Source organism: Rhodopseudomonas sp. BR0M22, assembly GCF_010907035.1.
Classification (GTDB): domain Bacteria; phylum Pseudomonadota; class Alphaproteobacteria; order Rhizobiales; family Xanthobacteraceae; genus Rhodopseudomonas.
Window position 1 is genome coordinate 57,401 of sequence record NZ_QUMK01000010.1, and the last position, 18,981, is coordinate 76,381.

16 protein-coding genes are annotated in these 18,981 nt (G+C 63.8%); 10 read left to right on the forward strand and 6 right to left on the reverse strand.

What is annotated here, in order from left to right; genetic code table 11:
* The first annotated feature begins 4 nt into the window (after positions 1-4).
* Both DY468_RS05000 and DY468_RS05005 read left to right on the forward strand, forming a co-directional pair.
* Positions 5-325, forward strand: coding sequence for a 2Fe-2S iron-sulfur cluster-binding protein (locus DY468_RS05000; protein ID WP_164602965.1), 321 nt, complete (start codon positions 5-7; stop codon positions 323-325).
* Positions 326-405: 80 nt separating this feature from the next.
* Complete coding sequence (locus tag DY468_RS05005) at positions 406-1,620, forward strand: ABC transporter substrate-binding protein (RefSeq protein ID WP_164602966.1); 1,215 nt, start codon at positions 406-408, stop codon at positions 1,618-1,620.
* 505 nt (positions 1,621-2,125) lie between these two features.
* On the opposite strand, the gene DY468_RS05010 is transcribed toward DY468_RS05005, so the two are convergent.
* Genes DY468_RS05010 through DY468_RS05020 form a run of 3 tightly spaced genes read right to left on the reverse strand, consistent with a single transcriptional unit; the run spans position 2,126 to position 5,786 of the window.
* On the reverse strand, positions 2,126-2,332 hold the full coding sequence (locus tag DY468_RS05010) for a hypothetical protein (RefSeq protein ID WP_164602968.1): 207 nt from the start codon (positions 2,330-2,332) through the stop codon (positions 2,126-2,128).
* Positions 2,329-3,474: a PepSY-associated TM helix domain-containing protein gene (locus DY468_RS05015; protein ID WP_164602970.1), complete on the reverse strand. Its 1,146-nt coding sequence runs from the start codon at positions 3,472-3,474 to the stop codon at positions 2,329-2,331. Before DY468_RS05015 ends, DY468_RS05010 begins: the two co-directional genes overlap by 4 nt.
* Positions 3,471-5,786 (reverse strand): TonB-dependent siderophore receptor, encoded by a 2,316-nt coding sequence (locus tag DY468_RS05020; RefSeq protein ID WP_164602972.1) that lies wholly within the window; start codon positions 5,784-5,786, stop codon positions 3,471-3,473. Before DY468_RS05020 ends, DY468_RS05015 begins: the two co-directional genes overlap by 4 nt.
* Positions 5,787-6,473: 687 nt before the next feature.
* On the opposite strand from DY468_RS05020, the gene DY468_RS05025 reads away from it, so the two are divergent.
* The 3 genes from DY468_RS05025 (at position 6,474) to DY468_RS05035 (ending at position 11,035) form a co-directional block, all read left to right on the forward strand.
* The gene (locus tag DY468_RS05025) at positions 6,474-7,613 is read left to right on the forward strand and encodes a patatin-like phospholipase family protein (protein ID WP_164602974.1); all 1,140 of its coding nucleotides are present in this window, start codon (positions 6,474-6,476) and stop codon (positions 7,611-7,613) included.
* 69 nt (positions 7,614-7,682) lie between these two features.
* Complete coding sequence (locus DY468_RS05030) at positions 7,683-9,716, forward strand: S8 family peptidase (protein WP_164602976.1); 2,034 nt, start codon at positions 7,683-7,685, stop codon at positions 9,714-9,716.
* A 26-nt stretch (positions 9,717-9,742) separates the two neighbouring features.
* A complete protein-coding gene (locus DY468_RS05035; RefSeq protein ID WP_164602978.1) occupies positions 9,743-11,035 on the forward strand; it encodes a ComEC/Rec2 family competence protein in 1,293 nt (430 codons plus the stop codon).
* Positions 11,036-11,278: 243 nt separating this feature from the next.
* Here the strand turns inward: DY468_RS05035 and DY468_RS05040 are convergent, their stop codons facing one another.
* On the reverse strand, positions 11,279-12,451 hold the full coding sequence (locus tag DY468_RS05040; RefSeq protein ID WP_164602980.1) for a serine hydrolase domain-containing protein: 1,173 nt from the start codon (positions 12,449-12,451) through the stop codon (positions 11,279-11,281).
* A 132-nt stretch (positions 12,452-12,583) separates the two neighbouring features.
* Here DY468_RS05040 and DY468_RS05045 point away from each other — a divergent pair, with 132 nt between their 5' ends.
* Positions 12,584-12,835 carry a BrnT family toxin gene (locus DY468_RS05045; protein WP_164602981.1) on the forward strand — a complete coding sequence of 84 codons (252 nt, stop codon included), beginning with the start codon at positions 12,584-12,586 and terminating at the stop codon, positions 12,833-12,835.
* Positions 12,828-13,127: a BrnA antitoxin family protein gene (locus DY468_RS05050; protein WP_164602983.1), complete on the forward strand. Its 300-nt coding sequence runs from the start codon at positions 12,828-12,830 to the stop codon at positions 13,125-13,127. Before DY468_RS05045 ends, DY468_RS05050 begins: the two co-directional genes overlap by 8 nt.
* Before the next feature lie 73 nt (positions 13,128-13,200).
* On the opposite strand, the gene DY468_RS05055 is transcribed toward DY468_RS05050, so the two are convergent.
* Complete coding sequence (locus DY468_RS05055) at positions 13,201-14,268, reverse strand: linear amide C-N hydrolase (RefSeq protein WP_164602984.1); 1,068 nt, start codon at positions 14,266-14,268, stop codon at positions 13,201-13,203.
* 209 nt (positions 14,269-14,477) lie between these two features.
* Between DY468_RS05055 and DY468_RS05060 the strand changes: the two genes are divergently transcribed.
* The 3 genes from DY468_RS05060 to DY468_RS05070 all read left to right on the forward strand — a co-directional run bounded on the left by DY468_RS05060 (position 14,478) and on the right by DY468_RS05070 (position 17,875).
* Entirely contained in the window at positions 14,478-16,067 is a 1,590-nt protein-coding gene (locus tag DY468_RS05060) for an MDR family MFS transporter (protein ID WP_205511969.1), read from the forward strand.
* Between the two features lie 128 nt (positions 16,068-16,195).
* On the forward strand, positions 16,196-17,596 hold the full coding sequence (locus DY468_RS05065; RefSeq protein WP_164602988.1) for a TAXI family TRAP transporter solute-binding subunit: 1,401 nt from the start codon (positions 16,196-16,198) through the stop codon (positions 17,594-17,596).
* A 108-nt stretch (positions 17,597-17,704) separates the two neighbouring features.
* A complete protein-coding gene (locus tag DY468_RS05070) occupies positions 17,705-17,875 on the forward strand; it encodes a Flp family type IVb pilin (protein WP_164602990.1) in 171 nt (56 codons plus the stop codon).
* A gap of 207 nt (positions 17,876-18,082) precedes the next feature.
* Here DY468_RS05070 and DY468_RS05075 read toward each other — a convergent pair whose 3' ends face one another.
* Positions 18,083-18,769 carry a methyltransferase domain-containing protein gene (locus DY468_RS05075; protein WP_164602992.1) on the reverse strand — a complete coding sequence of 229 codons (687 nt, stop codon included), beginning with the start codon at positions 18,767-18,769 and terminating at the stop codon, positions 18,083-18,085.
* Positions 18,770-18,981: the final 212 nt, after the last annotated feature.

Below are 18,981 nucleotides of genomic sequence, written 5' to 3' on the forward strand. Positions count from 1 at the left end.
CACCATGCCGAATATCACGTTCATTCTTCCCGATGGCGAACGCCGCACCGCCGAGGCCGCGGTCGGCGACACCGCGATGTATGCCGCGCTGAGCCTGGGGCTCGACGGCATCGTTGCCGAATGCGGCGGCAACGCCGTCTGCGCAACCTGCCACGTCTATGTCGACGAGGGGCTGAGCAAGCTGCCGCCGGTCGACGGCAACGAGGACGATCTGCTCGACGGCACGGCCGCCGAGCGGCTGCCGAACAGCCGGCTGTCATGCCAGATCAAGCTGACCGACGACCTCGACGGGCTGGTGGTGCGGATTCCGGACCGGCAGTTCTAGACGATTAGTTCCGAGACCACCGTCGCTGGCAACGACCGGCGGCGTCACCAAACGAACAACATCATCTCAGGGAGAGAGACATGACCATCACCAAGGGCCTGCTCGGCCTCGCGGCCGCGTGCCTGTTGTGCGGCACCGCCAACGCCGAGATCTCCGGAAACGTCGTGCGCGTCGGCGTGCTCAACGACATTTCCGGCATTTTCCAGGATACCAACGGCATGGGCTCGGTGGAAGCGGCGCGGATGGCCGCCGAAGACTTCGCCGGCGGCGGCAAGAACCTCAAGGTCGAGATCGTCTATTCCGATCACCAGAACAAGGCCGATGTCGGCAACGCCATCGCCCGCCGCTGGCTCGACAATGAGGGCGTCGATGCCATCGTCGACGTGCCGAATTCGGCGGTCGGGCTGTCGATCAACACGCTGCTGCGCGGCACCAAGATGACGTTCCTGGCGTCGTCGACGGCGAGCTCCGATCTCACCGGCAAGGCCTGCTCGCCCAACACCATCCAGTGGGTCAACGACACCTGGGCGACCGGCAACACCACCGCCGCTGCGATGATGCAGCGTGGCGGCAAGGATTGGTACTTCATCACGGTGGACTATGCGCTCGGCAAGGGCATCGAAGCCGAAGCCGCCAAGTACATCGAGGCGCATGGCGGCAAGGTGCTCGGCTCCGCCAAGCATCCGCTCGGTACGTCGGACTTCGCCTCGTTCCTGCTGCAGGCGCAATCTTCGAAGGCCGGCGTGATCGGCCTCGCCAATGCCGGCGGCGACACCATCAACAGCGTCAAGCAGGCGGCCGAATTCGGCATCCAGCAGAGCGGGCAGAAGCTGGTCGCGTTCCTATTGTTCATCAACGACATCCACGGCATGGGCCTGAAGGTGGCGCAGGGCCTGCAGCTGATGGAGGCGTTCTATTGGGACACGAACGATGACACGCGCGCCTTCGCCAAGCGGTTCGCGCAGCGGCCCGGCATGAACGGCAAGATGCCGAGCGGCAACCAAGCCGGCGTCTACGCCTCGACCTTGGCCTATCTCAACGCCGTCGCGGCCACCGGAAGCGACGATGCCAAGGATGTCGTCCCGCAGATGAAGAAATTCAGCGGCAAGGACAAGCTGTTCGGCGACGTCACCATCCGCCCGGACGGCCGCGTGGTGCATCCGATGTATCTGTTCGAGGTGAAGAAGCCGGAGGAGTCGAAATATCCTTACGACTACTATCGCCTGGTTTCGACGATCGCCGCCGACAAGGCCTTTCGGCCGATCGCGGAAGGCGGGTGTGAGCTGGTGAAGTAGTTAGAAGCCGTTGTCTCTCAACGCCGTCATGGCCGGGCTCGTCCCGGCCATCCACGTCTCGCCACGACGCTATGCCGAAGTTCGTGGATGCCCGGCACAAGGCCGGGCATGACGCGGGAAATTTGAGTCGAGCCTACCCCAACCCTAAGCCGTCATCCTCGCGAAAACGGGGATCCAGTATTCCAGAGCGATTGTCTTGCTCGCCGAGCTAGAGCGGTCCATCGTTTGATTGAACGATCCGACCTTTCCGAAGGCACTGAGTCCTCATCCTGAGGAGCCAGGCGAAGCCGGGCGTCTCGAAGGATGGGGCAACGCATTGCCTGCGTCACATGGTTCGAGACGGCGCTACGCGCCTCCTCACCATGAGGTTGTGCGTGTGGCAGGCGGCGTGGATCAGCTCGGATTCTATGACAAACAGAACTGCTCTAAACAGGCGGCGCTCTGCGATACTGGGTCGCCCGGACGAGCCGGGCGATGACGCATGGTGCGGGGATCACTTGAGGCTCTAACGAGGTTCGGCCCGCTTCGGGCCGATCTGCCAATAAACCACAGCCACCGCGACGGGCAAAGCTAGCGCGGCCCACGACATCCAGTCCCACAGTCCGTCGCCGAGCAGCGCCGTCGTCAGGCCGAGGGCGGTGATGACGCCGATCGCGAGCGGCGCGGCGAAGATCTGCGCGGTGGTGTGCGAGGCTCTGCGGGGCGGGGTCATGCCGGCCTCACATCGGATGGCGCCGCGGTGCGGCTGCGGACGCTGCCGCCGAAGCGCTGCTTTGCGACCCAGAGATAAAGTCCGGTGATCAGCACGACGATGCAGACGAGGTCGAGCAGCCCCCAGAGGACTTTGAGGGGCAGCCCACCATAGTCGCCGAAATGCAGCGGCCGCGACATCTGCAGCAGCGTCAAGTACCACGGCATCTGCGGCACCAGCACCGGCACGGTTTGATCGACATCGACCAGCGTCGGGGTGGCGATCAGAGCCGTGAGCGCGGAGTTGCCCTTCATCCAGACCACGAGATGGCGGGGGCTCCCAAAATTCTCCGCGGTCGGCATCGTGATCGAGGAAAGACGCCCCTCCGGCAGAGCGGCGCGAACCCGCGCGATCGCCTGATCCAGCGAGGAGGGGTGGGCCACCGGCGCACCGCGATAAGGTGCCAACAGAGGCGGCAGCACCTGGCCGCGCCAGTAGTCGTACATCGGCATGGCCAGCGTGTTGATCGCGCCTGTGATCCCGACCACGAACAGCCAGACTGTGGTGACGATGCCGAACAGATTGTGCAGGTCGAGCCATTTCAGCCGCCGCGAGCGCTGACGGACGGTGCCGAAGTCGAGCCGGCGCATGAACGGCGCGTAGACGACGACGCCGGAGACGATCGACACGACCAGCAAGAGGCCCATCGCGCCCAGGAACAATTCGCCCGGCAGCTCGAGCAGCATGTTCTTGTGGAGCAGCAGGATGATGTCCATCACGCCCTGCTGCGGCCGCTCTTCGCCGAGCACGGCTTTGGTGCGGCCGTCCATCACCAGGCGATAGAACTTGCCGCGCATCGGCTTTGGCGTCGGCGACATCGAGACCACGACCGTATCCGGTTGCTCGTCCCGCCAGGTGACGAACAGCACGTGGTCGCCGGGGCGGGCCTGCTGAGCAGCGCGCACAACGTCGTCGACCGGCGCTGCCGGGACGTTGCCCGGCAGGTTCGGCGCGGCGAATTGTTGCTGCGTCAGTTCCTCGATCTCCTCATGGAAGATCAACGGCAGGCCGGTGAGGCACAGCATCAGCATGAACAGCATGCTGATCAGTGAGGTCCAGGTGTGGACCTTGCTCCAGATCCTGAGTGCGCGTGTTCCGGTCACCAGCGATAGCTCGCGGTCGCGGTGACCACCCGCGGGGTGATGTACTGGCAGCCGCCGGTCACCGTGCACTGCGCATGGTCGTCGTTGCCGATGTTCTTGACGTTGAGCGCCAGATTGATGCCCTTCGGCTGGCGATAATGCAGCCCGGCGTCGAACACGGTGTAGGCGTCGTTGGTCAGCGTGTTGAGGATGTCCATGTAGGACTCGCCGACATAGCGGAAGCCGGCGCCGAAGCCCCAGCCGGCCAGCGGCCCGCTCTGCAGGGTGTAGTCGACGAACGCCGACGCCATATGGCGGGGGATCAGCACCGGCACCTTGCCGATGTCGCCGTTGTTGCTTTCGGTGTTCTTCAGGTTCTGCAGCGTATAGGTCGCCAGCAGGTTCAGGCCGGGCAACGGCTTGGCGAGCAGTTCGAGTTCGAAACCGCGCGATTTCACCTGGCCGGTCTGGATGCTGTAGTTGAGGTGCAGCGGATCGGCCGTCAGCACGTTGTCCTGGGTCAGGTCGAACACCGCCGCGGTGAACAGAAGATCGCGGTTCGGCTGGAACTTGACGCCGCCTTCGTACTGCTTGCCCTTGGTCGGCTTGAAGGCGTTGGAGCTGAAGTCGATGCCGGCGGTCGGCAGGAACGATTCGGAATAGCTGACATAGGGCGCAATGCCGTTGTCGAACACGTAGGTGAGGCCGGCGCGCTTGGTAAAGGCGGTGTCGTCGTTCGGCTGTGGCACGCCGTTGAGGCGGTTGATGGTGGTCTGCTGGGCGGCATCGTAGCGGCCGCCGAGCGTCAGGATCCAGTTCTGCAGCTTGATCTGGTCCTGCAGATAGATGCCGGCCTGGTTCAGATTCTGCTTGTAGCTCTGCAGCAGCGTCGTCGGAATCGCGATCTGCTGGCCGTATACCGGGTTGATCCGGCTCAGCGACGGTGCGGTGCCGCCGAACTGGTCGCCGCTCAGTTCGAACGCCTGATAATCGGTGCCGATCAGCACCGTGTGCTGCAGCGCGCCGGTCGAGGCCTTGGCGATGACGTGGTTGTCGATGTTGAAGCTGTCGGTGGTCTCCAGCACCTTGCGTGAGACCCGCGGAAATACGGTCTGGGTGTCGAGCGGCGTGCCGGCAAACGTGATGTAGCGATATTCCAGGTCGACATGGCCGTAGCGTGCACGCGAGCGCACGATCAGATCGTCGCTGAAGCGATGCTCGAACTGGTAGCCGATCCGATATTGGGTCTGATCGAAGGTGTTGTACGACGGGTCGCCGAGAAACAACGGCAGCGCCTTGACGTCGACGATCTTGCCGCCGCGCACGACGCCGACCGAAACCGGAAACGCATTGCCGAACACGTCGTGCTGAAAGTCGCTGAGGATCGTCAGCGTGGTATCGTTGGTCGGCCGCCAGGTCACCGCCGGCGCGATATAGGCGCGGTCGTCTTTGACCTTGTCGGAGAATTTGGCGATCTGCGCGTCGGAATCCCGCAGCACGCCGGTCAGCCGATAGAGCAGGGTCTTGTCCTTGTCGATCGGACCGCCGACGTCGAACGCGCCCTGCAGCCGGTCGGCGCTCCCGACCAGACCGACCACTTCGCCGAACGCCTGATCGGTCGGACGCTTGCTGATCAGATCGATCAGGCCGCCGGGCGGGCTCTGGCCGTACATCACCGAGCTCGGTCCCTTGACGACGTCGATTCTCTGCACGCCGTAGGGCTCGTTGCGGAACACCGAGAAATACGCCGAGCCGTTGGCGGTGTCGCGCAGGCCGTCGCGGAAATTGGAGAAGCCGTTGGTCTCGAAGCCGCGGATGCGGGCCTGATCGTAGCGCGGATCGGCGCCGCCGGTCTGCACCGCGACGCCGGCGGTGTACTGCAGCGCCTGCGCGACGGTGTCGATGCCGCGCGCGTCGAGATTGTCGCGGCTGATCACGGACACCGACTGCGGCGTCTCGATCAATTTGGTGTCGGTCTTGGTGCCGCTGGCGCTGACGCTGGGGACGAAGCCCGGCACCGGATCGGTGCCGCGTTCGAACACCGCGCGCTGCGTGGGCTGCGCTGGCTGCGGCGCTTGCGTGGCACGCTGCGCGGAGCGGCGCGACGGGCCCGCGGCGGCGCGATTCCGGTCGCGCGCAGGCTGCGCCTGGCGCCGGCTCGCCTCCGGGGCGGCGACTTCGACGGCGGGCAGCTGGGTCGCCTGCGGTTTGGCATCCTGCGCGGCGGCCTGCGCCGCAGGCCACGCCAATGGTGCAATCAATGCGCTGGTCAGCAACAGTGCGTTGGCCACAGAACCGCGACCGGCATTGGCGCCGGCATGGACGAATTTCATCGCTCACCCCTAAGTCGAGTGAGGGGGAGTAATCGAATGCCATTGCGTGTATCAACTCTGTTATAAAGCTATTGCGCGAAGCCAGTTTGGAATTGATCGAATGTCGTTGCGGCAAAGTGCTGCAGAGATCGACACGGTGGATCATCGCTTTGATTCCGTTGAGCCGATCGGGATTCGACGACAGCGCGCCGACGACGCGATCTTTCTTTGAATCTCTCCAATCAAGCTCTGACGTCCGGGGATAACGCCGCGTGGCCAGGCCGGAGATGTCGCCCTGTGAGCGGCGCTGCGTACCATGCGGACGAAGTTGTGTTTTGCCGGATCGTGGAATGCGATGGGGCCGTCGGTCGAAGCTGGACTGATCGGATCTGGCATGGGGCGGATCGCGACCGGACTTGCGCTGATGCTGCTTTGGGGCGCTTTGGCATTCACAGTCGGTAGCGGACAACTGTGGTCCAGTGCGGTGCGTGGTGGAGCTCAGCTGCCATGGCTTGCGATGCGGCGCGTTTGCGGTCTCGCGCGACTCCTGGGCGTTGCGATTACTTTACAGCAGGGATAGTCGGTGCTAATCTTCAATTATAAGTCGTATCTCAGTGCTTGATTGATAGTTATGTTGCTGGCGCAAGTTCGCGCCAATATTGCGAATTGAATTCACAGGTCGTCCAGCCGATTTGCGAGGGCAAGGGCATGACCGATTCACCCGTAGGACGTGTTCCGACCGAAATCGTCGCGCCGAAACTCGAGGACGGCGTCGCGCTGTGCCTCTCCGGTGGCGGTTACCGCGCGATGGTGTTTCATATCGGCGTGCTGTGGCGGCTGCACGAGGCCGGCATCCTGAAAACCGTCAAACGGATTTCCAGCGTATCGGGCGGTTCGATCACCGCCGGCCTGCTGGCACTGAAATGGCCGGCATTGAGTTTTGCGCCGGGCAGCACCACGACCGAGTTCGTGCGCGAGGTTGTGGCACCGTTGCGTGCCTTTGCGGGCGAGACCATCGATGCCGGCTCGATCCTGTGGGGCATTGCGCTGCCGGGAGTATCGATCGGCGACGAGATCGCCAAGGCCTACGACAACGGACTGTTTCACGGCGCCACGCTGCAGGATCTGCCGGACACGCCGCGCTTCGTCATCAACGCCACCAATGTGCAGTCGGGCGTGCTGTGGCGGTTCGCCAAGTCCTATATGCGAGACTATCGGGTCGGTGAAGTGCGGAATCCGACCGTAACGCTGGCGCAGGCGGTGACAGCGTCCTCGGCGTTTCCGCCGGTGTTGTCGCCGTTCCAATTGCGGCTCGACCCCACCAAATTCACGCCGAACTCGGGCGACGATCTGCAGCGCGAGCCGTTCACCAGCCGGGTGTTTCTGACCGACGGCGGCGTGTACGACAATCTCGGCTTGGAGACCGTGTGGAAACGTTACACCACCGTTCTGGTCAGCGATGCTGGCGGCCATGTGGCTGCCGAGGAGGAGCCGGCGACGGATTGGGCGCAGCACGCCTATCGGGTGCTCAATCTGGTCGACAATCAGGTGCGCTCGTTGCGTAAGCGGCAACTGATCGATTCGCTCAAATCGCATGTGCGCCGCGGCGCCTATTGGGGCATCCGCACCGACATCACCGACTATCAGCTCGCCGATGCGCTGCCGTGTCCGCACCTCCGAACCATGCAGCTTGCCGAGATCGCCACCCGGCTGAAGCGGCTCGACGATGTCACCCAGGATCGGCTGATCAATTGGGGTTACGCGGTGTGCGACGCGGCGCTGCGCAAGCATGTCGATGCCGGGTTGCCGACGCCGAAACAGTTTCCTTATCCGCAATCGGGCGTCTGAGACCGGCACGGTCGCGCCAGCTCCGCGGCCGGACAGGTGCAGGCCGTGTCGTGATCGAGGAGAGAGGCAATGGCGGAGCGCGAGGTGTCCTCATGGCCGAGCGGCGACGACGGCCGGCCGATGCAGTTCTCGCTGCCGGGCGAGATCGTCGAGACGATCCTGCTCGGTCCCGCCGACGATCGCCGGGTGCTGCAGGATTCGCCGCTGCTCGGCGATGTCTGGGCCGCCTATGCGCTCGATCCCGGCGCACGCCAGGATGTGCTGATCACCCCGCACTTCAAGGCGACTGCCGCCGATGTGGCCGGCATGATCCGCCTCGGCCGGCCGATTTGGAACAAATCGCGCAACCAGATGATCGACGAGCATCTGTCGCGCCCGCTCGCGTCCGCCAAGATCGCCTATCTGCAGGGGCTTGTCGCGGCCGAGCTGTATTTCGACGAGGTGCTGTGCATCCTGGTGCCGCTGACGCTGTGGTGGCAGCAGCAGGGGGGCGATCGAATCGAGGGGGTCGCTCACCGCCAAGCCGCGCTCGTCAAGCTGCTGCAGACGCCGCCCGGCGCCACCCGCAAAGCAGGCGTCAGCGTTGATCGCGAGAATTACTCCTCGCTCGAGCGTTACATCGCGCTCGCCGGGCTGATCTTCTGGATCAGTAAGCGCACGCGTCGCGTCGAAGACCATCTGCCGGCGCAGGCCGCAAGCAGCACGGCGACGCTGCTGGCCTTGCCCGAGCTCGACGAGGATCTGGCCTTCGCGCTGTATGCGCCTTATGCCGCCGAGATCATCAAGGAGATGTTCGACATCTATCCCATGGTCGAGGAGAATCGCGCCGAATTGGTCCGCAAGAGCGCCGAAATGGGAGAGCTCGACGACGAGGCGCTGGCCAGCGGCTTTATCTTTCAGGTGTCGCTGAACCGCCGGGCCGACACTGCGCTGGATCGCTCGGTCCCCGCGGTCAAGGCCGATGCGGCACAGTCGTTGTTTCGCGTGGCCTGCGACCGGATCGTCTGGGGCGTGATCGATTCCGGAATCGACGGCAGTCATCCGGCGCTGCAGATGGTCGACAAGCAGGCGACGACCGATCCGAACAATCCAGTCCTTACCAGTCGGGTCAGGAAGACCTTCGATTTCACCCGGATCCGCGAGATCGTCACCAGTGAGGTCGACGACGTTGGGCCTACCGAGGTCGATCGCATCGCGCGGACCACCGGCCTGTCGTTCGAGGCGACGCAGAAATATCTCAAACAGGTCGCCTCGGACGCTGAGAACCGGCGTCCGATCAATTGGGCCGATGTCGAGAAGCTGATCACGCTGAAAGATCCGCCGCCGCCGACCAATCCGCACGGCACTCACGTCGCCGGCATTATCGGTGCCGACGGCAAAAGGGACGGCGAGTCCTACAGCGGCATGTGTCCGGATATCCGGCTGTACGACTTCCGGGTGCTCGGCAAGACCGCAGCGGACACCGAATTCGCGGTGATCGCGGCGCTGCAATACATCCGCTACATCAACGACCGGCACAATTACATCACTGTCCACGGCGTCAATCTCAGCCTGTCGATCCCGCACAATGTCCGCAACTACGCCTGTGGCCGGACGCCGGTGTGCAACGAATGCGAACGGCTGGTGGAGGGTGGCGTTGTCGTGGTCGCAGCCGCAGGCAATCGCGGTTTTCAGAAATTCCAGACTGCCGACGGTCCGTTCGAGAACTATGCCGCCTTCAGCATCACCGATCCCGGCAACGGCGAGGGCGTTATCACCGTCGGCTCCACCCACGGCAATTGGCCGCAGACCTACGGCATCAGCTTCTTTTCCAGCCGCGGGCCGACCGGCGACGGTCGCCTGAAGCCCGATCTGGTGGCGCCGGGAGAGCGGGTCTACTCCACCGTGCTGAACCACGGATGGGCGCCGGAGTCTGGCACCAGCATGGCGGCGCCGCATGTCAGCGGCGCGGCGGCGATGCTGCTGGCGCGTTATGAAGAATTGGTCGGTCAGCCGCGGCGGGTGAAGCAGATCCTGTGCGCCAGCGCGACTGATCTCGGCCGCGAACGCAGTTTCCAGGGGCACGGCATGCTGGACGTGTTGCGCGCGTTCCAGTCGATCTGAAGGCACCAGCGCGCGGGAGCAGAGCGATGTATTTCAGTCTCGATGTGCTGAGGGCGAGACAGGGCGACTGCCTGATGCTGCATTACGGCACCGAGGACAGGCCGCGCTTGATGCTGATCGATGGCGGCCCGGCAACGGTGTACGCCAAGTCTCTCGAGCCGCGCCTGCAGAGGCTGCGCGCCGCGCGCGAGCGGGCCGGTCTGCTCGACACCGCCGATCCGCTGCCGGTCGACGTCGTGCTGGTCAGCCATATCGACGACGATCATATTCGCGGCATTCTCGATTTGACCCATGAGCAGCGCAGGCGGGCGGCAGGTCTGCGGCTCGCCGTGACCAGCCTTTGGCACAACAGCTTCGACGACCTGCTGTCGACCAAGCCGGACGAACTGACGAGCGGATTCGGTACGGCCTCGATCCTGGCCGGCACCGATGCCAATCTATTTGCTGGCGTCGAGATCGGCGACAGCGAGGAGGAGGCTGCGGCACAAGCCGTGCTGGCCAGCGTGCCGCAAGGGCGCACGCTGCGCGACGACGCTGCTGATCTCGGCTGGAAGCCGAACCACAAATTCAAGGGCAAGCTGATCCTGACTTCGCCGGACGTCGCGCCGGTCGATCTCAGCGGCGTGGCCATCACCGTTGCCGGCCCGATGCAAAAAGAACTCCAGGCTTTGCAGGACATGCACGATCAGTGGTTGCGGCAGCGCAAGAACGACGGCACCAGGCCGACCGCGTCGGCGATGCTGGCCGCCTTCGTCGACAAATCGGTGCCGAACCTGTCGAGCATCGTGCTTCTGGCCGAATGCGGCGACAAGACCATGCTGCTGACCGGCGACGCCCGCGGCGACAAGATCATCGAGGGGCTGGAGATGTCCGGTAAGCTGGCCAAAGGCGAGACGCTGCACGTCGACATTCTCAAGGTGCCGCATCACGGCAGCGACAATGACGTCGAGACCTCGTTCTTCGAGCGCATCACCGCCGATCACTACGTGTTCTCCGGCAATGGCGACTACGGCAACCCGGAGCGTGCCACCCTGCAGATGCTGCTCGATGCGCGCGGAGCCGACGACGCCTACACGATCCACCTGACTTATCCGATCGAAGAGATCGATGCGGGGCGCAAGGCCGATTGGGTCAAGCAGCAAGCGAAGGAGGCGAACCGGGCCAAGCCGCCGAAAGGCGGCGTGCGGCCGGACTGGTCGGCGCAGGAGCAGGGGCTGGCGGCACTCTTCGCCGACAATCCGAAGCTGGCGGCTAAGGTGCAGATCGTCGGCGACGGCAAGCCGCATCTGATCGATCTGCTCGATAAGGTCGTCTTCTGAGCCGGCAAAGGTCGTGCGAGTCCTCCGTAGAAATACCAATGGGACATTCCCGGACTCGGGATTTGCCTAAATAGAATACACGTGGGAAGTGTGTCACATACTGAACATCCGCGATGCGGTTCGTCGCGGTCCCCTTCCTTGGGGCGTTTCCTCCCTAGACTTGGCCCGGGCGCCGAATGGCGACCGGGCCTTCTTTATTCTCCATTTGTAGTTGGTTTGCTGTTTGGATCCTGCATCGCCGGCTCATCCGAGGCAGCGACGGAATTCCGGCAGCGCGCGATGTGTCATCGCCCAAGCGGCGTTATCGACTGCGGCGCCCTGTGACGACAGTTTGGCGATCACCAGCCGTCTGGCCGGATCCACGAACAGGTTCTGGCCGTGGATGCCCATCGCGAACATCGTCTTCGGCTCGTCGTGGATCACGTACCAGCCGCCACGGTAGCTGAAATTCCGGTACGGAAACAATTTCTGCCATTCGCCTCGCCGCCACGCATCCGGATCGCCGCCGCTCCACAGGTCGTCGATCCATGATGGCGGCACGATGGTGCGGCCGTCGCGGCAGCCGTCGTCGAGCATCATCTGTCCGATCCGGGCGAAATCACGCGCCACCATGCTGAAGCCACCGGTGGTGCGTGCCTGACCCTGCCGGTCGGTGGTGATCGAGGCCGGCTGCTCGGCGCCAAGTGGGCGCCACAACAGGTCGGAAACCAGCGCGGCGAAGCAGGTGCCGGTGACGCGTTCGATCGCCCAGCCGAGCAGATCGGTGTTGGCGGAGACGTAGCGGAACGGACCGCCATGTGGCTGCGGCTTGATCGCCAGATTGCGATAGAACGCTTTCAGATCGGTCGGCGGTTCGGTCGGCGACACCGGATCCCAGCCGGCTGCGGCCGCATAGGCGCGCTGGGCGTCGAGGTCGATCAGAATGCCGGTCCGCATGTCGAGCATCTGGCGCAGCGTCGCGCCCTGATACGCAGTGCCCGCCACTTCCGGGATCAGTGTCGTCACCTCGGCGTCGAGCTGCAGGTGGCCGCGCTCGCTGAGGATGCCGGCGATCAACCCGGTGATCGATTTCGACGCCGACATGATGATGTGCGGTGTCGTCGCGGTGGTGCCGTTGGCGTAAGCCTCAAAGGCGATCGTGCCGTCCTTGAGCACGACCAGCGCGTCGGTGTCGGTCGCTGTCAGAAAGCCCTCGAGGTCGAGCATTTCTCCGCCCTGGGCGCGGACGCGAAAGCCAGTGAGTTCGCGCGGGGCGGCAGGCAGGGGCCAGATATCGTCCGGCGCGTTGGGGATCGTCTCGGTCGGGATCAGGGCATCGATGTTGCGGAACGACCAGCGGCTGAACGGCAGCTCGCGCCAATTGGCGAGCGTGGCGCCGGCTGCGTCCTCAGGCGCGGCGAGATCTGAACGGGGCATGCAAACTCCAGGTGGGTACTCGGATGATGTAGGCGCTCGGCCGCTGATGGTCCATGCTGGCGGCCCGTCTGCTGCCGCTCGCCCAGCTTGACGCCGATTTTATTGTAGATACATTATAATGAGTTGATCGCCATGCGGATTGTCTGGGATGAGCACAAGCGGCTCGTCAATATCGACCGGCATGGGATGGACTTCGCCGATCTCGATGAGGCGTTTTTTGAACGTTCGGCGATCGTTCCAGCAAAGCTCGACCGAATGATCGCGGTCGGAGAATTGTTCAACGGAGTCATCGTCGTTGTATTTCTCAAGCTCGGCACTGAGGGCGTCAGCGTCATCAGTATGCGTCCTGCAAGTCGCAGGGAGAGGAGACTGATCGATGAATAAAAGGCTCTCGAAGACGTTTCAGCCCGGCCGAGGTTACAGCAAGCAGGATTGGGACGATGTTGAAAGTCCGGAACTGACGGCGGAGCAGATCAAAGAGCTTCGCCCCTTCGCCGAAGTATTTCCCGATCTCGCCGCTTCGATCCGCCGCGGGCGTGGACCGAACAAGGCGCCGACCAAGCGGCTGGTGTCGCTGCGGCTGTCGCCGGAAGTGATCGACACCTACAAGGCTGGAGGTCCCGGTTGGCAGTCGCGGATCGACGCCGATCTGCGTCGCATCAACAAGATCAAGTGACCCCGACGTTTCGTCTCCGGGAGAAGCTCTCGGAGACTGCAGTTCGTCCCTGTTGTTGCGCTGTCGACCGACCTCACAGCCCCTGAAACTTGAACGGTTCCGCCGGCTTGAAGCGATCGTGCACCTCGCCGGAGAAGATGTTGCGCTGACCGGGGCCGAGGTCGAGTTTCTTCACCATGCCCTTGTCGGCGGCAAACTCGATCTGGGTCAGATCGACCCAGAACACGTTCGGCGTCAGCGCGGATTCGAAGAAGTACAGTTTGCGCTTGTGGTCGGCGACGCTGCGCCAGCGGGTCGAGGAGATGTTCGGCTGATCGGGCGTCGAGATCCCGAACGGCACCGACACATTGCGGATCACGCTGAAGGCGGCGGCGATCGATTCCACCGGGTCGGGCGTCTTCGGAATAGCGCCGACATAGAAGGATGCGCGCGCGAAGCGGTCGGCCGCGCGATTGGTGCCCGGCAGCATCACCGTGCCGCCGATCTGCTGCCAGTAGGAATTCAGCGCGAGCTGCTGATCGAAGGTCGGCGAGTTGGTCATCACTTGGTATTGCCGGCCATGATGGATCACCTGCTTGCCCTCGATGTATTCGATGATGGCACTGTCGCCGGAGGCATCCGACAGGGCCAGGTGCACCGTGGCAAGGCGTTGCTCGCCCGGCATATTGTCAGTGACGACCGTGAACGGTTCCTTGGCCAGCGCATCGACCGCGTCGGCCACGGTGGCAAAGTTGTCGAGCGCATATTGTGCCCATAGCGACAGCGCCAGGCCCGGCTTGGAGCCGCCGAGCGGCGGATATTGCGATTCCGCCAACCACAGCACGCTCGCGACCAGACCCGCCTCGTTGATGCCGTCCGAGGTCGCGACGTCATAGGCCGACGCGATGACGCTGCCGTAGCGCGCGGTCCATTGGGCCGAATTGGGGCCGGCCTCGCCGGAACGTTTGATGCCGCGGGGGAAGATCCAAAGATTGGTGCCGATGTCACGCGCCCAGTCCATCGAGCGCGCTGTGATGACCTGATTCTCGGCACCGAGGTAAACCAAACGTGTGCACGCGTCGGCGACCCGCGGCGATAACAATCCCGCGATGGCCACTGCGCCGGCGCAGGTGGCGAGGAGACGTCGCTTGAACCCAATCATGCCTGACCTCCGATCCCAATAGCCGTGGGCAAATTTTGCTATGCGGAACACTTCACCGCGGGGTGATGATATCTCGAGTCAGCGGACTGGGAGCGGTACGCGGTGCACCCATGCGTTCACGTTGCTGTCGTTTCAGCAGGGGATGCGTTAGTAGGACGCACTGGCGAATTTCCTCCGCATCGTTCCAGCCCACGAGATTCCGCGCACGCATGAGCATGTCCGAACGCCAGAGCCGCAGGTCTGCGGACCCGACGCATCATCTGCTGTCCGACGAAGCTGCCGCCGAACTCTCCAGCATTCCCACCGAAGTGATCAATCTCGGCGACGCACCGCCGCTGGCGCCGGCCGGCGCGCTGACTCAGGGCGAAGTTCGTGCGATCTTGTTGAGCCTGCTGCTGGCGATGTTCCTCGCCGCGCTCGATCAGACGATCGTCGCTACGGCGTTGCCGACGATCGGACGGCAATTCGGCGACGTCGAGAGTCTGTCCTGGGTGATTACTGCCTATCTGCTGTCGTCGACAGCGGTGGCGCCGGTGTTCGGCAGTCTGGCCGACATCTATGGCCGGCGGGTGATGATCATCGTCTCGCTCAGCCTGTTCGTCGCCGGTTCGGTGATGTGCGCCCTGGCGCCGAGCCTGCTGGTCCTGATCCTCGGCCGCGCTCTGCAGGGGCTGGGCGGCGGCGGCATCATGCCGATCGTGCAGACCGTGATCTCCGATGTCGTCACGCCGCGCGAGCGGGGCAAGTATCAGGCGTATTTCTCCGGTGTGTGGGTGTCGGCCGGGATCGGCGGGCCGATCCTCGGCGGCTTCTTCGCCGAGCACCTGCATTGGTCGATGATCTTCTGGATCAATCTGCCGCTGGCGATCGCCGCGCTAGGGCTGCTGTTGCCGAAGATGGCGAAGATTCCAGTGTATCATCGCCGCCGCAAGGTCGACTGGCTCGGCGGTGTGTTGCTGATGTCCGCGGCGATGGCGGTGATGCTGGTGCTGACCTGGGGCGGCAACCGCTTCGCCTGGCTTTCGCCGACGATCCTGGCGCTGTCGGGGGCGGCGGTGCTGCTGGCGGCGAGCTTCGTCTGGCACGCGCTGCGGGCGCGCGAGCCGTTCCTGCCGCTGCCATTGATGAGCGGGACCGTGGTGCCATGGGCGATGGCCGGGGGCGCCTTCACCATGGGTGCGATGATTGCGCTGACCGTGCACATGCCGCTGTACTACGAGGCGGTGTACCACCTGACCGCGAGCCAATCCGGCTTGGCGCTGATCCCGATCGCGGCTGTCTCGGTGTTCGGCGCGGCGTTCACCGGTCGGGCGATGGTGCATGTCGAGCGCTACAAGCGGATCGCGATTCTCGGCACGGGCTTCGCGGCGCTGATGGCCTCGGCGATCGCGATTCTGACGCCGCTGCCGCTATGGCTGTTCCTGGCGCTGTTGTCGCTGTGTTCGCTCGGACTCGGCACGGTGTTTCCGGTCAGCGTCGTCTCGATCCAGAACGCAGTGCCGCGGCCGCAGATCGGCACCGCGACGGGCGCGATGAACTTCTTTCGGGCGCTGATGGCCTCGTTTACGGTCGCGGCGTTCACGGCGATCCTGCTGATCGCGCTGGGCGGTGACATCCAGCTCGGCGGCGGCGAGCATCGCCACGTCACCGGCAACGTTGCTGCTGCCGACATGGTGGCGGCATTCCGCTGGGTGTTCGGTGCGGCGGCGCTGATGTTGGCTGCGTCGGCGCTGTGCATTGTGGCGATGGAAGAGCGGAAGCTCGCCGGCCCTGAACCGACGCTCTCGCTTTCGGAATAGGGAGCCCAAAGGCCCTGGCATTTGCCGGTAGCCCGCAACTGAAAATTCAGTACTCTGCCGCACAACGGCCGTAAGCTCGGCGCAGGGCGTTGGCTGGCGCCGCTCGGGCGCGAGAAGCGGGTGACGGGATGGCATCCCCAGACGGCAATCGGAGCGATACTTTTCGCAATCGGCGCCGCCGCAATCGCGCCCGTTTCGCGCTGGCGGCAGTCCTGACTTTCATCCTGGTTGCAGTCGGTGTGCTGGCCGTCGTGTTCTACGAGCTACGGCCGGTGAGCTTGAAGATCGCGGTCGGGCCGGGCGGCGGCGAAGATCTGAAGCTGGTGCAAGCTCTGGCCCAGAGCTTTTCCCGAGACCGTGCCGCGGTCCGGCTGGTGCCGCTGGTCACCGGCGGGGCAACGCCGAGCATCGAAGCGTTTCGTAACCACAGGGCGGATCTCGCGGTGACCCGTGCCGATCTCGATCTGCCGGCGGATGCGCAGGCGGTGGCGGTGTTGCGCAAGAACGTCGTCGTGCTGTGGGCGCCAGCGTCGGCAGGGAAGGGCAAGAAGTCGGTCAAGACCATCGCGGATCTGGCCGGTCGTCGGGTCGGTGTGATTGGCCGGACGCCGGCCAACGTCAAATTGTTCGACATCATTCTGGCCGAGTCCGGAGTTGCTCCCGACAAGGTGCACAAGGAGCAGTTCGCCACCGGGCAGCTCGCCGAAATGGCGGGCGATCCCTCACTCGATGCGTTTCTGGCGGTCGGCCCGCTCGACAGCAAGATCACCGGCGAAGCCATCGCCGCGACCGCCAAAGCGCGCGGCGAACTGCGGTTTCTGCCGATCGATGTCGGCGATGCGATCGCCAAGAAGTATCCGATCTACGAGTCAGAGGAGATTCCGGGCAGCATCTTCTCGACGAAGCCGGCGCGTCCCGAGGACAAGGTCGACACCGTCAGCGTCAATCATCTGATCATCGCGCGACAGTCGCTGTCGTCGGTGACGGTCACCAAGCTGACGCGGCAGATCTTCGCCGCCCGTCAGCAGATCTCGCGCGAGATGCCGCTCGCCGGCAAGATCGAGGCGCCCGACACCGAGAAGGACGCGGCGATCCCGGCGCATCGCGGCGCGGCTGCATTCATCGACGGTACCGACCGTACCTTCATGGAGCGCAACAGCGATTACATCTGGGGATTGGTGCTGCTGCTGTCCGGCCTCGGCTCGGCCGGCGCCTGGTTCCGCAGTTACCTGACCCGCGACGAGCGAGAAGCCGGCGCCAAGATGCGGGATCACGCACTGGCGATGGTGGCAAAGGCGCGCAAGGCAGAGTCTCTGGAGGCCCTGGAGGCTCTGCAGCACGAGATCGACAAGATCCTGCGCGACACGCTCGATTGTTATGATGACGGCGCGATCGAGGATCTCGAGCCCTTCGGTCTGGTACTGGAGCAATTTCACCATGCGGTGCTGGATCGTCGTGCGGCCTTGACCGCGGCAGGGCCCGACCTGGTGCCAGGGCATCCGTTACCGCTTCCGAACGCCGATCCGTAACCGCCGTTTGGTCGGATCGACATCAAGATTCCTGTAACCTGTCACCGCTAGTGTTCGGCCAGGTTCCACCCAGTCGGGCCACGGGGCGTGCGAATACAGGAGAGTTCGGTGCGGCAGTTGATTGCCCGTTTTCAAGCCGACACGCGTGGCGCCACCGCGATCGAATATGCCCTGATCGCCGCAGGTATCAGCACTGTGATCGTCGTCGCCGTCAACGCGCTGGGCACCACCGTGACCGCCAAATACACTTCGGTCGGCGACGCGCTCAAAAAGCAGTAGCTGTCTCGGCCAGCCTACGCCTGGCCGAAGCGGACCGGCACATTTCCAACCGCGATCGAATTGGAATTCGAGCGACGGCCTTTTGGCAGGTTGTTTCACGCGAACCCAATTTGACTTCGTGTCAAAGGGCTTCGGCGGGAGCGATGAGCTCGCCGCGGTCGATCGCATGCCGATTTTCTGTTCCGAGCCGGCCAGAATTCGAGGGTTTCAAGCCCGCATCGCAACGAACGACTTCGGCAGACCGACGAAGTACTCGACGATGATCTTGGCGTTGGGGAACAGGCTGTCGACCATGGTGCGGTCGAGCATGCTGGCGTGCTCCACGGCCCACATTCCATCGGTCACCGTCTGCGCCTTGGTCTTGGCCCAACCGAGCCGGTGATGCCGTGCGATCCAGAGCTGCATCGGGGCTGGCAGCCAATGATAGAAAGCCATGCTCTGATGGGGCTCCCACGGGAACCAGAAATTCGGCGTCTGATGAAAGTAACGCGGCGCGACACGCGTCGTTTCACGCGCGAACGACAGCTTGTTGTGCCAATTGCCGACGTGCTCGATCACCGAATTGGAATGGCAGATATCGTAGGCGTTGTCGGGGAACGGAAGGTCGCAGCCATTGCCTTCGATCGCGCGAAAGAATTCCGGATTTTTGACGGGACGGATGTCGTCTTTCAGATTGAGCAGGTCGATGGTGACCTTGTGCTGTGCGAGGTAGTCCGGGCCAAGCATGTCCCAATAATATTCCATGCCGCCGACATCGAGAATTCGGACCGAGCCCTTTTCTGTGTGAACAGCTTCGATCATCTCTCGTAGTGGTGCGCTACGCCGCCGCCGGAACTTCGAACCGAGGCTGTTCGGATTGTCGTAGTCGCCGATGATCTGTCCGATGCTCCGCATGACCAAGCGCTCCAGTCTGGTTCGGTGACGTCTTGTTCGATGACGCCTTCGATTGAGCTATTTTCGTAGTATGCGCGTGTGTCGCGAATCAAGCGCAACGGTCGCGAGCGGACGGCTCGCATCGGCGTTTCTTGCCGAATGATTAACGTGGGCGCTGACCGCGATCCGCCAGCGAGCGGAACCCGCGATGGTTAACCGGTTCTTCGGCGTTG

Excerpts from the sequence above, each read along its gene's own strand:
- DY468_RS05000 (WP_164602965.1), top strand. The coding sequence starts at position 5 with ATGCCGAATATCACGTTCATTCTTCCCGATGGCGAACGCCGCACCGCC.
- DY468_RS05005 (WP_164602966.1), top strand. The coding sequence starts at position 406 with ATGACCATCACCAAGGGCCTGCTCGGCCTCGCGGCCGCGTGCCTGTTG.
- DY468_RS05010 (WP_164602968.1), bottom strand. The coding sequence starts at position 2,332 with ATGACCCCGCCCCGCAGAGCCTCGCACACCACCGCGCAGATCTTCGCC.
- DY468_RS05020 (WP_164602972.1), bottom strand. The coding sequence starts at position 5,786 with ATGAAATTCGTCCATGCCGGCGCCAATGCCGGTCGCGGTTCTGTGGCC.
- DY468_RS05025 (WP_164602974.1), top strand. The coding sequence starts at position 6,474 with ATGACCGATTCACCCGTAGGACGTGTTCCGACCGAAATCGTCGCGCCG.
- DY468_RS05030 (WP_164602976.1), top strand. The coding sequence starts at position 7,683 with ATGGCGGAGCGCGAGGTGTCCTCATGGCCGAGCGGCGACGACGGCCGG.
- DY468_RS05035 (WP_164602978.1), top strand. The coding sequence starts at position 9,743 with ATGTATTTCAGTCTCGATGTGCTGAGGGCGAGACAGGGCGACTGCCTG.
- DY468_RS05040 (WP_164602980.1), bottom strand. The coding sequence starts at position 12,451 with ATGCCCCGTTCAGATCTCGCCGCGCCTGAGGACGCAGCCGGCGCCACG.
- DY468_RS05045 (WP_164602981.1), top strand. The coding sequence starts at position 12,584 with ATGCGGATTGTCTGGGATGAGCACAAGCGGCTCGTCAATATCGACCGG.
- DY468_RS05050 (WP_164602983.1), top strand. The coding sequence starts at position 12,828 with ATGAATAAAAGGCTCTCGAAGACGTTTCAGCCCGGCCGAGGTTACAGC.
- DY468_RS05055 (WP_164602984.1), bottom strand. The coding sequence starts at position 14,268 with ATGATTGGGTTCAAGCGACGTCTCCTCGCCACCTGCGCCGGCGCAGTG.
- DY468_RS05060 (WP_205511969.1), top strand. The coding sequence starts at position 14,478 with ATGAGCATGTCCGAACGCCAGAGCCGCAGGTCTGCGGACCCGACGCAT.
- DY468_RS05065 (WP_164602988.1), top strand. The coding sequence starts at position 16,196 with ATGGCATCCCCAGACGGCAATCGGAGCGATACTTTTCGCAATCGGCGC.
- DY468_RS05075 (WP_164602992.1), bottom strand. The coding sequence starts at position 18,769 with ATGCGGAGCATCGGACAGATCATCGGCGACTACGACAATCCGAACAGC.